This is a genomic window from Corynebacterium sp. HMSC069E04, from assembly GCF_001813175.1.
Taxonomy (GTDB): domain Bacteria; phylum Actinomycetota; class Actinomycetes; order Mycobacteriales; family Mycobacteriaceae; genus Corynebacterium; species Corynebacterium aurimucosum.
Window position 1 is genome coordinate 1 of the sequence record NZ_KV811711.1, and the last position, 17544, is coordinate 17544.

Annotated in this window: 6 protein-coding genes and 1 pseudogene; all 7 read left to right on the forward strand. The window is 62.4% G+C overall.

The window, feature by feature from the left end; translation table 11 throughout:
* Window positions 1–53: 53 nt before the first annotated feature.
* Window positions 54–1148 (forward strand): annotated as a pseudogene (locus HMPREF2896_RS12080) (IS256 family transposase); the annotation flags it as partial.
* Window positions 1149–1322: 174 nt separating this feature from the next.
* A complete protein-coding gene (locus HMPREF2896_RS12085) occupies window positions 1323–1550 on the forward strand; it encodes an MbtH family protein (protein WP_011274127.1) in 228 nt (75 codons plus the stop codon).
* Window positions 1551–3368: an ABC transporter ATP-binding protein gene (locus tag HMPREF2896_RS12090; protein WP_246823009.1), complete on the forward strand. Its 1818-nt coding sequence runs from the start codon at window positions 1551–1553 to the stop codon at window positions 3366–3368.
* A 49-nt stretch (window positions 3369–3417) separates the two neighbouring features.
* Window positions 3418–5088: an ABC transporter transmembrane domain-containing protein gene (locus HMPREF2896_RS12095; RefSeq protein WP_237744781.1), complete on the forward strand. Its 1671-nt coding sequence runs from the start codon at window positions 3418–3420 to the stop codon at window positions 5086–5088.
* A gap of 79 nt (window positions 5089–5167) precedes the next feature.
* The gene (locus HMPREF2896_RS13150) at window positions 5168–5653 is read left to right on the forward strand and encodes a SidA/IucD/PvdA family monooxygenase (protein ID WP_256375599.1); all 486 of its coding nucleotides are present in this window, start codon (window positions 5168–5170) and stop codon (window positions 5651–5653) included.
* Window positions 5629–6585, forward strand: coding sequence for a SidA/IucD/PvdA family monooxygenase (locus HMPREF2896_RS12100; protein ID WP_256375600.1), 957 nt, complete (start codon window positions 5629–5631; stop codon window positions 6583–6585). Before HMPREF2896_RS13150 ends, HMPREF2896_RS12100 begins: the two co-directional genes overlap by 25 nt.
* A gap of 100 nt (window positions 6586–6685) precedes the next feature.
* Window positions 6686–17542, forward strand: coding sequence for a non-ribosomal peptide synthetase (locus HMPREF2896_RS12105; protein WP_070719635.1), 10857 nt, complete (start codon window positions 6686–6688; stop codon window positions 17540–17542).
* Window positions 17543–17544: the final 2 nt, after the last annotated feature.

A 17544-nucleotide genomic window follows, 5' to 3' on the forward strand; every position in this document is an offset into this window, starting at 1 on the left:
CCTAGGAACAAAACTCGGGGCACTTCACCCAGGTTGAACCCGTGCACGGCGGCAATCACCGCAACGGGTCGTACACCAAGACCGTCAATTCTGGCTACGGCGCGGTGGAAGTGACCGTGCCCAGGGATCGTGCCGGCACGTTTACTCCGAAGATGGTGCCCAAGGGCGCACGTCGGCTCACAGAGCTCGACGACATGATCGTCTCGCTATACGCCGGTGGGATGACAGTGCGCGATATTCAGCATCACCTCGCGACCACGCTCGGGGTGGATATGAGCCCGGATACGATCAGCACCATTACCGATGCGGTGTTAGACGAGGTCATGATCTGGCAAAACCGCCAGCTCGACGAGTTTTACCCGGTGATCTTCCTCGACGCGCTACGCGTGAAAATCCGTGACGGTCACCGCGTGGTCAATAAGGCCTGCTACATGGCGGTTGGTGTCGACATGGACGGCATCAAGCACATCCTGGGATTGTGGATTGCCGATAATGAAGGCGCTGCATTCTGGGCATCGGTGTGCGCGGATCTGGCCAACCGTGGTGTCCAGGACGTGTTCATCGTGTGCTGCGACGGGCTCAAAGGCTTGCCGGAAGCTGTCGAGGCAACCTGGCCGAATTCCATGGTGCAAACCTGCATTGTGCACCTGATTCGGGCTTCGAACCGGTGGGTGTCGCATCAGGACCGCAAATCTGTCTCCCGTGCGCTACGTGAGGTCTACACGGCCGCCAACGAGGACACCGCACGTGCCAGCCTGGACGCGTTCCAGGCCAGTGAACTGGGCCAGAGATACCCGCAATCGGTCAAAGTCTGGCGCGACGCCTGGGACCGGTTCGTGCCGTTTTTACAGTTCCCGCCAGCGGCCCGCCGGGTGCTCTACACCACGAATTCGATCGAATCGCTCAACGCTGAACTGCGTAAAGCTACCCGTAACCGCGGGCAATTCCCGAACGACACCGCGGCGCTGAAAACGCTGTGGTTGATGATCTGCAACATCGAAGACAAGCGCGCTGCCCAGCGAGCGAAGAAAGCAAAGCGCGACATCGAATGCAACGGCTATGTTGAAGGGGCGAAAGCCACCGGGTGGAAACAAGCCATCAACCAACTAGCTGTGGCATACCCCGACCGATTCGCGGACTACTTGTAAACCAAGCCCCCGCACACAAACAATCGGACACTCTCCACTTTTCTTTACTTAACCCTCAAAAGCTGCATATTAGGTTATGCTAAGTTAATTCACGCTTGCTGCACTTGTGCCACCACTTTGGCCAACGCAGCCCATAAACCCGTTATTTCCGCATCATGAGACAAGGAGCGCGTGTTGTCTAGCAACCCGTTTGATGACGAACAGGGCAGCTTCTTCGCCCTTATCAACGACGAGGGACAGTACTCGTTGTGGCCTACGTTCGCCGCCGTGCCAGACGGATGGACCGTGGCTCTGGGAGACCCTTCCCGTGGCGTAGACGGCGGGGTATCGCGGGACGAGGCGATGGAGTTCATCGACCGCGAGTGGACCACCTTGCAACCGGCAGGAAAGTCTCACGCTTAAGTGAGTGCCGTACTTCCCACTGCTTCGCCTGGTGAGTCCGCTGCGGAGATTGGCCGCCTGCTCCGTCGCACCGCAACTCCAGCAATTAGTGCGGTGCTGTTCACTTTCGCCGGTGCCTTGCTCTCTCTGGCGCCCATTTATCTGCTGGCCAGCGTCATCGATGCGGTAGCCGCCGGTGACGGCAAGTCTGGCGTGCTGAAGGTGATTGTGTGGGCTGCCGTGGCGTGTGTTGGTACTGCCGTTGTCGCTGGCCTTGCGGAGGCGCTGACGGGTGTGACGATTGCCCAGGTAGTTGCGAAGTTGCGTGAGCGCGCCGTCGCCGCGGTGCTGAATCTGCCTTCCACCACGGTGGAGTCCCTGGGCCGGGGAGAGGTGCTGGGCCGAGTTGGTGCGGATGTCGCCGCGCTGGTGAGCAGTGCCCGCAAGTCGGTTCCATCGACCCTCAGCGCGCTGGTGATGGTCGTGGTGGCCAGCGCTGGAATAGCGGGGTTGGATTGGCGCCTCGCGTTGGCGGGGCTGTGCGGGATTCCGTTCTATGCGCTGGGGTTGCGATGGTATCTTCCTCGTTCTGCCCCTTTGTATCGACGCCAACGCGAATTAGAAGCCGGTGTCATCGGTTCCTTGCAAGGTTCTATGGAGGGCATTCGTTCGGTTCGTTCGCATCGGCTGGTGGATAGCCGCCAAGGTCTCACCAGGCGCTACGCGCAGGCTTCGCGGGACGAATCAATCGCTGCGTTTCGTGTGTTTTCCGGGCTGGTGGCGCGGGAGAACTTCGCGGAGTTCATGGGGTTGTCAGCCCTGTCTGTCGTAGGCTGGTTGCTCTTCCGCGAAGATGCGGTGACGGTGGGCGAGATCTCGGCAGCGTTGATTCTGTTCCACCGTCAGTTCGTGCCGATCGGCACGATTCTGTTCACCTTTGATGAACTGCAGCGCAGCGGGGCGGCCTTGGGGCGCATCGTGGGACTCATTCGCTGCGCGGGTGCGGATACGCCACAGCCGATTGATGACTACTCCTCGCATCGGCAGAGTCCAGCTGTAGAGGTCAAGGGCCTGAATTATCGGTACGAGGATGGCCCAGAGATCTTGCATGACTTGGCGTTCCACATCCCTGCGGGGTGCACGGTATGCGTGGTCGGCGGATCGGGAGCTGGCAAGTCCACGGTTGCGGAAATTGTCTCTGGAACCCTCGAGATGGCAGAGCCGGGTGTGATCACCGTTGGGGGGTGCGACGTGGTGGGAATGAGTGCGCAAGAAAGAAGCTCGATCTTTTGCGTTGCCTCCCAGGAAAACTACGTCTTCGCGATGAGTTTGCGCGATAATCTCCTGCTGGCAGCCGAAGGTGCCAGCGACGCAGAAATATGGGATGCGCTGCGCCGAACCGGTGCGGAAGATTGGTGCACATCCTTGTCCCATGGCGACAAGCAGGGCTTAGACACAATGCTGGGCGAAGGGGGCCTGCACGTAGATGCGGTGGCGGCACAGCGTCTGGCGCTGGCCAGGGTGGCATTGTCTCGGGCTGGCGTCGTCATTCTTGACGAATCAACGGCCGAAGATGACGGTGACCTCGAGGAAACACAGCAATCACACGAGGCCTTTTCGATGTCCTTGGAGGACGCTGCCCGCGCGGCGATCCGCGGACGGACGGCGATGGTGATTGCGCACCGGCTCAGCCAAGCAACCTCCGCCGATAGCGTGGTGGTGATGGAGCGCGGGCGCGTGGTGGAAACAGGTACGCACGAGGAGCTGGCAGCAAGAAACGGAACATATGCCGATATGTGGACCGCCTGGAATGAGCAGGGGAGGCAGGCGCGTGTCTGACAACAAGGTGGTGACGCTGCGCGGGCTGGTCAGAAAAAATTCTCGCGCGATGGCTCTGAGTGGCTTGTTGCTGAGCATCTACCACGTGGCAGAAGCCATGATTGCGGTGTTACTGGGATGGTTGGCGCACAGTCTTATCGCTAGCGAGAATGTGTGGCACCTGGTGGGTGGAATCGCAGCCTTAGGCGCTACGCTGGCGACGGTGTCTGTGAGCTGGCAGACAGGGTTCCGGATACTGCAGGCTACGTCGGCTCGGAACGTATGTGAATTGCGGGCAGGCATCACCTCGCAGGTGGTGAGCCATGGTGGGCATTCCGACGATGCGGACAGTCTGCCTCGCCAGGAATTGCCCACGGTGGTGGGTGAAGACGTGGTGCAGGCGGTAGACATCATCGAAGTGGTCCCGGTGGGGATCAGTGCGCTGGTGGGAGCCATTTTCTGCACGATTGTTCTGGCGCTGATTGATCTGCCACTGGGAGTGGTGGTGTTGGTGCTCAGCGCGGTGGTGTTGATAGTCCTGCACCGGCTGTCTCAGATCATTGAACGCCGCGCGGAGCGGCAACAAACTCTGCTCGCGCGAGTGACCGCGCGCATGACCGACATTCTGCAGGGGCTGCCGGTGATCTCGGGAGTGGCTGGCGCGCATCCGGCCTACCGTGGATATGCGCGTAAATCTGAAGAGGCGTGTGCGGATGCTCGGAAGCTCGCGTGGGTCAGCGGAGGTTATGAAGCCGTGGCGATGGGCAGCAATGTGCTGTTGCTGAGTGCGGTGGGCCTGTACGCGGGCTATCGAACCATTTCCGGCGATGTGACGTTGGGGGAGTTGGTCACCGTGGTGGCGCTGTCACAATTTATCGCGGAGCCGATGCGGCAGTGCAGCAGAATGCCGCGCTTCATTGGATTGGCGAGGGCTTCCGTTCGGAGGCTGCAGCGCGTGGCGGAAGCTCAGCGGCTGCGTGAGGGGCAGGGCGTGCCATCTGCTCAGATTGGCACGCCTGCCATTTCCATGCGCGGTGGAGACGGTGAGGCCGAAGGAGACGGCGAGGTCGAGGGATCAGAGCAGGCTTCCGTGGCGTTCGCAGAGGGGCGACTGACGGTGGTGCACTGTTCAGCCGCATGGGCAGATGCTCTGGTGGATGCGTTGGTCGCGGGGGAGTCGATGGAGCTTGGCTCCCTGACTAGGCCACAAACTCAACAACTGTGGATCCGGGGGCGCGATATTTGCGAGATCTCGGTAGACGATGTGCGTTCCGCTGTGCTTGCCGAGCCTCGGAAGCCGGCATTGTTTGGGGACACAGTGGGGCAGGCGGTGCTGCGGAGCTCTGGAGAGGGCAGGGCGGAGGATGCAGTAGACATTCTTAACGCCTTAGGGCTCGATGAACTGGCGCCGGGGGCGGCTCATTCAGCCGGGGTATTGGATCACGAGCTGACCGAAGGTGCGCGCAATCTTTCCGGTGGTCAGCGGCAGCGGCTGGGATTGGCACGAGCGCTACTGGCTGAGCCGGAGATGTTGGTGATGGTTGATCCGGTCTCGTCAGTGGATTCAATGACGGGCATGAAAGTGGCGCGTGCGGTGAGAGATATTCGCCGCGGGCGTACCACGGTGGTCCTGTGTGTGGGGAGGGCCTTCCAGTCGGTAGCCGAGGACGTAGTTGATGTGAAGCCTCTAGCTGGGAGTTTGCGGACGCGGGGTGAGCAATTCCCGCTAGGGGGTTGTTGAGCAATAGAAGATAGGTTAGCCTACCCTTTGCATTGCCTACCCTAAGAAGTTGGTTGGCGCATCCTACAGAGAGGTCATAGTGACCATCATCGATCGTCAAGCTCAGACATCCGCAGAGCGCAGTACCCACGAAAATTCCGTCCGCGACATCGTCGGGATCGGCATCGGCCCCGGAAACCTCGGGCTCGCGGTAGCTATCGAAGAGCAAGCTCCAGAACTCGATGCACTCTTTGTGGAAGCCCGCCCGGAATTCAACTGGCACCCAGGCATGCTCCTCGAAGGATCCAACATGCAGATCAGCTTCCTTAAAGACCTGGTTACGGTGCGCAATCCGCAGAGCCGCTTCAGCTTCATCAACTACTTGCATCACAGCGACCGCTTGATTGATTTCATTAACCGCCAAACCTTCACCCCGGAACGCGTGGAATTCGCCGATTACCTCCGATGGATCGCGGATCACATCACCGTGGACACGCAGTACAACACCACCGTGACGTCCATCGAGACGCTTCCGGAACTGGCCGCAGACGGAGCTCGTTTGTGGTGCACGTCCGCAGGAAGTTAGGAAGCGGTGAGTCCGAAGGGCAGCGAGCTCAGCAGTCGGAGTCCATTCGCTGCCGCAACGTGGTGGTTGCCCGCGGGCTGGAAGCCAAGATGCCTGCGTGGGCAGAGGACAGCTCCTTGGACACCTCGCGCATCTTCCACAACATCGATTTGCTCCCGCGCACCAAGAAGCTGCTGAACAGTGGGTGGGATATCCGCCGAGCTTTGGTGATCGGCGCGGGCCAGTCCGCAGCCGAGGCCATCCGGTACTTCCACGATTGCCCGCATATCGATACCGTCACGGGCAGCTTGAACAGCTACGGCTTCATCCCCGCCGATGACAGCCCCTTCGCCAATCGGGTGTTCGACCCGGAGGCCGTTGATGACTTCTTCCATGCGCCCGATGCGATCCGCAACGAGCTGTTGATCCGCCACCGGTACACCAATTACGCCTGCGTGGAATCTGAGCTCCTCGATGAGCTCCACGACCGTCAGTATCGGGAAAGCGTCACCGGGCGTCAGCGGCTCGATATTCGCCGGACCACGGAGGTGCTCGGTGCGCGTAATTGTTCCGACGGCAGCGTCGACGTGGACATTCGCCACCGAGTAACCGGAGACGTGGTGACAGAAAACTTTGACGTGGTGGTGTGCGCCACGGGCTTCCGATCTCGCGGTCTTGCGGGGATTCACGCTGATAGTCACGGCAGTGAAGAATTCACCGTCACTAGGGATTACGGCGCCGTGCTCAATGGCGAGCGCGTGCCAGGACTCTTCGTGCAGGGAGCAACTGAGGCCACGCATGGACTCGGTTCCACGTTGCTCTCCAACATCGCGACCCGCTCCGGGGAACTGGTGGAGGCCATCACGGGTCAGCAACGCACGCATCGTGCGCCGGCGGATGAAGATCTCCGCTCCGAGCAACATCGGGATTCTTCGCACCTGATCGCAGGCTGATTTTCCCGAGCCGTGCTCCGCTTGAGGTTGGCTGACACCTAGCCCGACGTCCGCCATCCGCGTCTGATTCCCTGTTTCCCCATCAACCGAAAGGCTCTTTGTGCCCACCCGATCGTCTGCTCACACTCCGTTTTCCTCTGGCGATACGCTTGCTTCTCGAGATGGCGGCGCCGTCATCGGTCATGGCCGCAGTGAACAGGATCGGATCGCCCAGCAGCGCATATGGAATGACACGGATCAGGATCGCGATCGCCCGGACCTGATTAGCCTGCTCCTGCAGCATGCGCAGGAGACCCCGGATGCGCTCGCAGTGGTGGATGACCGGCACAGACTGACCTATGCGCAGCTCGTCGCCCATGCAACTGCTGTAGCGCGAAATTTGCGGGAACACGGTATTGACGCTGGTCAGAGTGTGGGAATCTCCCTGCCGCGCAGCGCGGAGATGGTGGTGGGTATCGTCGCCACGTTGCTCGCCGGTGGCAGTTTTGTCCCGCTAGACCCCTCGTGGCCGCAGGCGCGCCGGGAATCCGTCACCCACGATGCCAGCCTGAGCTTCGTACTCACGCCGGACAACTGCGCGCTCACCGAAGACGCGCTATTCGACCTCGATGCCACCCGCGAGCTGTTCACCCCGCCGTCCACGGACAGCGTTGCGTACGTCATCTTTACCTCTGGCAGCACCGGCCGCCCAAAGGGCGCAATGATCCGCCACGGTGCGATCGTGGAGCGCTTGCTCTGGCAGCGCGATCAGATCCTGTTCTTCGGCCGCGATGATGCCTCCCTGTTCAAGGCACCGCTGGCCTTTGATATCTCCATCAATGAGATCTTCCTGCCGCTGGTTTGCGGGGGCCGCGTGGTGGTGGCCGCGCCGGGCGTGGAGCAAGACCCCCAACGCTTGGCCCGCCTCATCCATCGCGAGGGCGTGACGTTTGCGTATCTGGTTTCGAGTGTTCTCGACGTCATGCTCAAACAGGCCGAAGGCACGAATCTATTAGACAGCTTGCGGCATGTCTGGTGTGGCGGAGAGATGCTCACCCAGGCGCTGTTCCGTCGCTTTCGCCAGCAGCTGGCCATCCCGCTGTACCACGGGTACGGGCCAGCGGAAGCTACCATCGGTGTCTCCCACGTCATCTACCGTGACGACGAGGATCGCCTCAACACGAGCATCGGTGTGGCCAATCCCAACTGTCGGCTCTATGTGCTCGATGAGCACCTGCGGGTGGTTCCAGACCAAGAAATTGGTGAACTCTATGTGGCCGGATTCCTGCTGGCCAAGGGGTATATCAATGCCCCAGGACTCACGGCCAGCCGCTTTGTTGCGGATGTGTTTGCGTCGGACGGAACCCGGATGTACCGCACGGGAGACCTGGTGCGCCGGCACAACGACGGCTCGCTGGAATTCGTGGGGCGGGCCGATAATCAGGTGAAAATCCGTGGCATGCGTCTGGAGTTGGAGGACGTGGAATCTGCGCTGGTGGGACACCCAGATGTGGAGGCGGCGAGCGTGATTGCTCGGGAGGGGCGACTGCTGGGCTACGTGACGGTGACTGCGGGCCTCGTGGGTGCTGCGATCCGTAGTTGGTGTGCCGAGGTACTGCCCGAATACATGGTGCCCGCGATTATCACCGTCATGGATGAGTTGCCGCGGACGGCCAACGGAAAAGTGGATCGGAAGGCACTGCCGGAACCTGATTGGAGCTCGCTCACTGATGCCCCGGCCGATGCTGAACGTGACGGGGAAACCGTTGCTCTGCTCGCGGAGGCAATGGCTGAAGCATTGGGGGTTAGCGCGGTGGGTGCGGAGACGGACTTCTTCGATATCGGTGGCGATAGCCTGCGGGCCATCACCCTGGTCTCGGCTCTGGGACGGCGCGGGGTGGAGGTGAGTGTGGGAGATATTTTCTCTGCGCGCACTCCACAGCAACTGGCTCGGTGCGCCGAAGAGCGCGGAACCTTCGTGCAGGATCCAGACGATGAACCAACCGGTGAGGTGCAGTCGCTGCCGATTCTGCGCTGGTTCGATTCCATTACTGATCACGTGGACGGCTTCATTCAGTCCGTGGAGTTTTCAGTTCCAGAAGATGTGGATGCGCAGCTGGCCGGGCGAATGGTGGCTGACGTGCTGCAGGCGCACCCTGCACTGCGGGCCCGTGTGCAGCGGAATCCCTTGCGGCTGGAACTCCCGGAGGGTCCTGGCGAAGAAGCGGTGGCGATCCACCCCACCACGGACATCGCTGCGCTTTCTGAACTGCTGGATCCGGCAGTCGGAGTGGTGGTAGCGGCTGGGCTGGTGCCCGGAAGATTGCGCCTGGTGGTGCATCACCTGGTGGTCGATGGCGTGTCATGGAACATTATCGGCGAGGACCTCGCCGCGGCGTATCGCGGGGAACAGCTCGCGCCGGAGCGGACGTCCCTGCGCCGATGGACGCAGCTGCTGCAACAGGCCGTTGATACTGGCGAATTCGCGGAGGATGCCAATAGTTCCCTGCCTCCATTGCCGAGTGCGGATGAACCTCTGCGGGACCCGCAGGTGCCAGCGCTTGCTGATAGTCCCGAGAAAGCGCCCACAGTCCGTGAGGAGCGCAGCGTGGTACATGAGGCATCAGTGCAGATCACGGACGAATTACTGGGTGCGGTGCCCCACGCTTTCCGCACGGGGGCGAATTCCGTATTGCTTACGGCATTGAGCGTGGCGTTGGCGCGTTGGCGTCGAAACAAACAAACATGGACCCTGGTGGAGATGGAGGGGCACGGCCGCGAAACCCGATTCGTACCCGGGCCACAGGGCAGGGAAGCGGACCTCTCACGCACCGTGGGCTGGTTCACCTGCCTATATCCCATGCTGATCGACCCCACCCGGGCGGCAGTGCAGGAGGCTTCCGCGGCGACCGAGGGCCACATCGCGCCGCTAGCGCTGGCACTCAATGCAGTGAAAGACCAGCTCGCGGCCATCCCCGGCAACGGCGTTCCTTACCAGGCCCACACCTGGTTGCATCAGTCCGCGAAGACCCCTCCGCAGGCACAGGTGCTGTTCAACTACTTGGGGCGCGTATCCGCAGGAGCACAAGATTTCGCTCCCGCGGGTTCCACCGGCCAACTCGGCGAGCAACGCGACCCGGACCAGCCGTTGGTCCGCGAGCTGGAGTTCAACGCGATCGCCGAAGACACCGGCGAGGGATACGTCCTGCGCACCACGATCTCCTGGGCGCGCGGCAGGATCTCCCCCGAACGGATCGACGAATTGGTCGCGCACTGGGATGTGGCATTGCGCGAGGTGGCAGCGCTTGCCGATCACGGCGTGTTGTCCGTGGGCGACGTTGCCCCCGCAACCGTGAACTCTGCGGACCTGGCACGAATCACTGCACAGAGCTCCGCGGAGCTGCAGGACGTGCTGCCGCTGACCCCGCTGCAGCACGGCATGTACTTCCACTCGCTATTCGAGGAATCGGCCAGTTCGTATGTGGAGCAACAGGTCTTGCGGGTGGAATGCAGCGAACCGTTTGACCGGGAGCGATTCGCTCGCGCTGCGCGTAATTTGATCCGACGCCACCCCGCACTGAGCACCCGCCCTTGGGAAACTGACGGTGGCGATGTGGTTGCCGTGATTGATCCGGGGATTGCCGAGCATCTGCGGGTGGACTTTCGGGAGGTGACGGTGCCTGCTGAGTTGGCTGAGGCTGGATTGGAGGGTTGGCTCGCGCAGCGTGCGGAGGAGATTGCCGCTGACGACATCTCGCGGGGAATCTCCTTGCAGCCGCCCGGTGATGCCGCGCCCGAGCCGCTCATGCGATGGACCGTTGTGCTCCCGACCAGTGTCGATGGTGCGGTGTGTGGCCAGGACATCGCCGTGATCCAGACGGTGCATCACCTGATCGCCGACGGATGGTCCGTGCCCATCATGCTGCGGGATCTCCTGGAGATCTACCGGGATGACGATGCCCGGATCCCGCGCTACGACCCGGACGCCGGAATGGCCGGCAGCGTGCGATGGGTGGCGCGCAGAGACGCGGAAGCCGATATGTCCGTCTGGCGCGAGGAAATGCGCGAGGTACGCCCCACGGTGCTGTGCCCTAATCCTTCGAGTTCGCTCGAGCGCCGGGAGTTGCTGGTAGACGATCCGCGGACTGTTGGCTTGTCTGAGCGTGCTCGGGCAGCGGGTGTGGGCCTGCCGGATGTGGTGCACGCGGCGTGGGGGCTGGTCCTTCGCACCTTGGTGGGCTGCGAACCTGGGGCTGACGTGGTGTTTGCCACTTCCGTTTCCGGCCGCGACATTCCCGTTCCTGGCGTGGCCGATGCCGTGGGCATGCAGCTCAACACCATCCCGGTGGTCGCGCCGGGGCAATCTGATCCCACCCTGCCGGTGACCAGCATGCTGCACGCCATGGTCCATCACAACAATCAGGTCCGCGATGTGCAGCACGTCAGCCTGGCTGATATTGCCCGCGACCTGGGAACCAACGCCAGCGAACTGCTGGATACGTTGATGGTGGTGGAGGTGCCGCTATCTCCACAGGACGTGGGCTGCCCCGGCTCGCCACTACAGGTTGCTGACGTGCGCAACAATGGCGCGCCGCACTTTCCCCTGTCCGTCGTGGTCAACCCTTCCGCTGAGCACCCACTGCGCCTGATCTACGATCCGCAGCGAATCACCGAGGTACGTGCCGAAAGGATCGCGCAGATGCTCGCGGTGAGTGTGGATTCTTTGCTGTCTGAATCCGGTGCGGTGGCGACCGTGGGTGAGGTTGCAGAGGCGTTGGGTGCGGTATCTGGTGTGGACACGCTTCCTTCTTTGTGGCGACGCAGCTTCGAACATTTCCGCGACCGGCCCGCCCTGACCAGCATCGGAGAAGACGGTGCTGCGGAGCATTGGACCTACGAAGAACTAGACGACGCCGCTCAGCGTATACGCGCTGTGCTGGACCGGAAGGTTGCCATCCACACCCCGAGAGTAGCCCTGCTCATGGAGCGCGATGCGTGGCAGGTTGCGGCCATTCTGGCGACCACGATGTCCGCCGGCACCTACGTTCCCGTGGATCCGTTGTCCCCGCAAGCGCGGGTGGAATTGATCCTGGAGGATTGCCAGCCCGATGCCGTGCTGGTGTCTCCCAGCGCGGAAAAAATGGTCTCTGAGCTGGTAGATTGTCCCGTCCTCGTGGTCAGTGAACAGACGATGAGCGGGGAAGCGAAGCCGCCTGCGGGCCGGTCGGCAAGCGTGGCCCGTGCCAATGACATCGCCTACGTGATCTACACCTCCGGCTCCACAGGGCGGCCGAAGGGCGTGGCCGTCACACACGCCAACGTGACCGCGATGCTGGGCAATGCTCGCAGCCACGTGGAGTTTTCGCAGGAGGACGTGTGGTCGATCAGCCACAGCTTCGCCTTTGACTTTTCGGTGTGGGAGATGTGGGCAGCGCTGAGCTCCGGCGGGCGTGCCGTGGTGATGCCGTATGCGCTGATGCGCTCGCCCGAGGATGCCGCAGAGGTGTTGCGTGCCGAAGCCATCACGGTGCTGAGCCAGACCCCAACCGCCTTTGCCGCGTTGGAGCCGCACCTCGGGCAGGACTCTGCGGTGCGCACGGTGATCTTCGGCGGCGAGGCCTTGGAGGCCCGCGCAGAGGCTGCCTACTGCAGTGCTCATCCGAATGTTCGGTTTATCAACATGTATGGCATCACGGAGACGACAGTGCACGTCACAGCACACGAATGCTCCGAGAATGCAGGGGAGGCCCGCAGCCCGATCGGCCGCCCGATGGACGGGTTGCGTACCTATGTTCTGGACGCGCAATTACAGCCGGTGCAGCCTGGAGAGACCGGCATGATGTACGTTGCCGGGCCGCAGGTCACCGCGGGTTATTGGGGGCTTGCTTCTACCACGGCCTCCCGCTTCGTGGCCGATCCTTTCGTTGGCGGCGGCGCGCGGATGTACTGCAGCAATGACATGGCAAAGGTGCTGAACAACGGTCATCTGGATTACGTGGGCCGCGCCGATAGGCAGGTGCAGCTGCGCGGTTATCGCGTGGAGCTGGGGGAGATCGAGAGCGCGCTGGAGAAGGTCAGCGGTGTGCGGGAGGCCACCGTGGTGGTCGTCGATCTGCCCGAAGGCCAGGTGCCAGGTGCGTTGTTGATTACGGATTCTCGTGCCGACGCAAAGGCGATCACCTCCCGAGCTGCCGCAGCGGCCCGAGACGCGCTCCCTGCCTACATGGTTCCGCAGCTATTCGCGGTGAGTACGCAGGTGCCGCAGACCATCAATGGCAAGCGGGATGAGCGCGCGATCCTGGACTTTCTGGGTGAGATTCCTGCTGCTCAGGAGGCTTCGGGCACCTCGGATCTGGTGGAGGCGATCTCGCAGGCAATTGCTGATGCACTTCGCTTGGACCGCGCCGAGGTGGAGCCGGACTCGGACTTCTTCCGCTTAGGTGGAGACAGTATTCTTGCCATCCGCGTTACTCACGCGCTGGCGCGCGCTGATCTCAACGTGACTCCGCGGGACTTCTTCTTGGGCCGCACGCCACGCAAGATTGCCGAGCGGGTCACGCCGCAGGCCACCCAGCAGAAAATCCAGGAAACAAGGCAGAGCCAGGAAGAAGCCCTGCCCAAGGACGGGCACCAGGAGATCTCGGGGGCTTTCCCCATCCCGGCGATGCTGCGCAGGCAGATGGAAAGAGGCATGAGCGACCGCTTTGTGCAGGCGCGCCGCTTGGATCTGGGGCCAGTCGCTGTGGAGGACTTGGAACAGGCCCTGCAGCAGGTAGCGCAGGCACATCCGATGCTTCGTACGCGCGTGGACACCAGTTCTGCGTTCGCGCACTTTGTTGGTGCCGAGGGAGACGGCCCTATGGTTGTGCGGGCTTTGGACGTGGATGCATTGATCGATCACATCGATATTGCTGCTGGTCGTAGCGTGGTGCTCGGGTGTGTGGATGGGTACGTCAAGGCCGTTGCTCATCACGCGGTGATCGATAGCGCCAGTTGGATGATTCTGGAAGACGATCTGCGCGATGCGCTCGCAGGGCGCAGGATTCTCTCCGGGCAGGCGAGCTACAAGGATCTTTGCCTGCAAGAACTGCACGATGCTCACACCGCAGCAGCTCAGGATGCCCTGCACTGGAGTGAACTGGCTACGCTGCCACGGCCCGTCGAGGACTCGAACCAGTGGAGTACGGATCATGTGAGCACGCTCGAAGTGAACATTGACGGACAGACCGCGCAGGTCCTGCAGAGCGTTGCACCCGACGTGATGGGTGTGGACGTTCAGGACCTCGTGGCAGGACTGGTGACCGTCGCGGTGGCTCGAACAATGGGCACGGACGCGCGGAGCTGGGCCGTGGACGTAGAAGGCCACGGACGTCCGGCTGATCATTCCTATGGTCGAACCCTCGGATGGTTTACCACCATCGCGCCGGTGGAAATCCCGTTGGCTGATCCAGCGGATGCAGCACGTGCCGCAGCGGAAATGCGCGCGCTCCACGAGGACGGCACAGCCCCGGACCGCCGCACTTATCAGGCACTGCGATACACACACCCGCAAGGGCAGCGAACCCTGGCCCATGGGGCACAGATCCTGGTCAACTACCTCGGACGGGGAGAGACTGGCGCTGTCCTCCACGCGCCGGGCGATGCCGCCTGCCAGTGGACGGATTACCTGGTGGAGGCCGATGTATGGTCTAGCGAGCGGGCCGTAAGCATGGAGCTGTCCGTGGTGAATGCGGTGATTTCCGCCGAGCGTTTGCGCAGCGCCATCGGCGAGGTTGCTCGCGAGTTGCAGGAGCACGTCAGCCGCGAGCAATCCTCAGGACGCCGCGCTCCGCTGAGCGTGCTGCAGCGCGGAATCTGGTTCCAGTCACAGGTGGCAGCACCGGGTGCCTACGTTGCACAGACTGCGTTGACGTTTGACCGGAGACTGGATGCCGAGGCCGTGGTGGAAGCCTTCCGGGACACAGTGACCGTGCATCCAGCCATGGGCGCGGAGTTCCACACCGATGCTTCCGGCCAACCCGTGCAGAACTTGCCGTGGAGTGGACAGGGCATTGACCTCCCCGTCGAGACCACCGAAGGGGATCTCGAGGCGATCATGCACGCTGATCGCAGCGCGGGCATCGATCTCGCATCCGTGCCGCTGGCGAAGGCAACCATCGTCACCGGCCGAAGTGACGGACAGCCTGGCGACACGCTGCTTCTTACCTACCACCTGGTTCTGGTCGATGGTTGGTCGCGTGCAGTGATGCTGCAAACCTTCCTCGAGAGGCTGACGTTGAGGTCCGGCCAGGCCCGCACGCAGGGTGCGGGAGAGTTGGTTCCTCGCGGTTGTTCTATTGCTGACGCCCTGCTCGAGTCCGTTGACACTCGCAAAGAGCAGGCAGATAGCGACTATTGGGTACATCGCCTAGAGACGTTGTCTCAGCCCACGCTCGTTGCCCCGCAGGCCGCGGATATCTCTTCAGAGCACGCTGGTAGCGAGTTGCCTCGCCAGGTGTTTGCCGAGGTCAGCGAGCAGCTGACCGGCGCACTGCAGGAAAAGATCCGGGCGCAGGCCGTGACGTTGACCTCCGTGGTCAACGCAGCCGTGGCCGTGGCCTTGGGTGCTGTCACAGGGGATTCGGATGTGGTGTTTGGTCAGTCTGTCAGTGGCCGCGATGCCTTGAGCGACCCCGCCATGTCTGATGTGGTGGGAGTGCTGCTCAACACAGTGCCAGTGCGAGTGACAGCTCGGCCCGGCCAGAGCATAGAAGAACTGGTCCAGGATGTTTATCGCCAGCGCATCGAGGATATGGACCACGATTCCGCGGACCTCGGCGCCATCCAGCGGCAGCTGGGGGTAGGCACGCTGTTCGATTCCATGGTGGTGGTGCAGAACTTCCTCGATCCGCAGGCAGCAGCGGAACTTCGGGAACGCCACGGGGTTGTGGAGGAGCGCGCGGAAGATTCCACGCACTTCCCTCTGACCTGGGTATTCACTCCGGGGCCGAAGCTGGGCATCAAGCTGGAATTCCGCCACGACGTGGTGGACGAGTCCCTCGCACATTCCGTGCTCAAGGCCGCGACCGAAGTCCTGACCGCGTTTGTGGACACACCAGAGGTCCCGCTCGCTCAGCTGGCCCAGTTGGCGCCAGCCCGAGCGGAGGATTCTTCCCCGCAAAGCACGACGGAGCAGATGGCTTCCTGGCAGAAGGCCGAAGGCATTGACCGCACCATTGCGGATGAGCTCAAGGACACCGCCCAGCGCTTCCCAGATCGCATCGCGCTAGCGGATGACGCACAGCAGTGGACGTTCGGTGAGCTGATTGCTCGCTGTTCCGACATTGCGGAAAAGATCAAGAATTGCGGCGTGACCAGCGGCGATACTGTCGCCATTGCGGTGGAGCGCTCCGCGCATTCGGTGGTGGCTCTGCTGGGAGCCCTGTGGGCAGGGGTGCGCTACGCGCCGCTTGATCTGACGCACCCCGATGGGCGGCTCCGGGTCCTCGTGGAGGACAGCCAGCCCGCAGCCGCGCTGGTGGACTCGAGTTCTCGGGAGCGCATGGAGCGGATCGGTGCGCTTCCTTGCGTCGACGTCACCACTGCCGATTCCCACGCCACCACCCACACGCCTGCGGCGGTGCCCGGGGACGATGCCTACCTGATGTACACCTCCGGATCGACCGGCAAGCCCAAGGGCGTGGTGATCAAGCATCGCGGGCTGCACAACATGCTGGACAATCACCGGCGCAAGATCTTCGCCCCAGCTGCTGCCGATGGGCGGACGTTGCGGATCGCGCATGCCATCAGCTTCGCCTTCGATATGTCGTGGGAAGAGCTGTTTTGGCTGGTGGAAGGCCACGAGGTGCGGATCTTCTCCGAGGATTTGCGACGCGATGCTGCGGCCATGGTTGAGGCCATTCGCGCGCATCAGGTGGATGTCATCAACGTCACCCCGACCGTTGCCGAGCAGCTGCTCGCGGAGGGGATGCTGGAATCCGGCGCGCATCGCCCGCGGCTGGTGCTCTTGGGCGGCGAGGCTGTCTCGCACGGCGTGTGGGAGACCTTGCGAAAGGCCGATGACGTGCGCGGATACAACCTCTATGGACCCACCGAGTACACCATCAACGCCCTGGGTGCTGGCACGGATGAGAGCGCCACGCCCGTGATCGGAATGCCGGTGGATCGCACGGCGGCGTTCGTTTTGGACCCGTGGTTGCGCCCCGTTCCTACAGGAGCGCCGGGTGAGCTCTACCTCGCGGGCAGCGGCTTAGCGCAGGAGTATCATGGGCTCGCGGCGCGCACCGCCAGCTCCATGGTCGCCTGCCCGTGGGGCGCCCCGGGTGAGCGGATGTATCGCACGGGAGACATCGTCCGCGTGCGTGCGGATGGCATGTTCGAGTACCTCGGACGCAGCGACGATCAGGTGAAAATTCGTGGTCACCGCGTGGATCCCGGCGACGTCTCGGCCGCCGTGTCCCGCGGCGTTGATCCCCGCATCCTCCACTGCGTGACCGTTCCTGTTCGTATATCCGACGCCACACTCCTGGCCTGTCACCTCGTGGCCCCACAACTGCGCGATGCGGACCAGGGGGAGCGGCAGAGTTTCCTGACTGGCGTGCGTAATGCATTGCGCGAGGAACTGCCCAGCTACATGATCCCGGATCGATGGTCGATCGTGGATGAGTTGCCGGTGACGTCGAATGGAAAGACCGACCTTGCTGCACTGGGTGAGGGAGAAAGGATCACGGAGAAGGGCCGCGAACCGGCGAACGAAACCGAGGAGATCACGGCGGAGCTGTTTGCCGAATCGCTAGATATTGAGCCCGAGGACGTGCCGGTGGATGCTGATTACTTTGACATGGGTGGGCACTCCATGGCGGTCATCAAGCTCTGCGCACTGCTGCGTGGAGAGCTGGGAGTGGAGGTTGGCGTGCGCGAATTCTACGGTCTGCGGACAGTCGAGCGCGTGGCGGAGTTTGTGGAGGCGCGCTCGTAGAT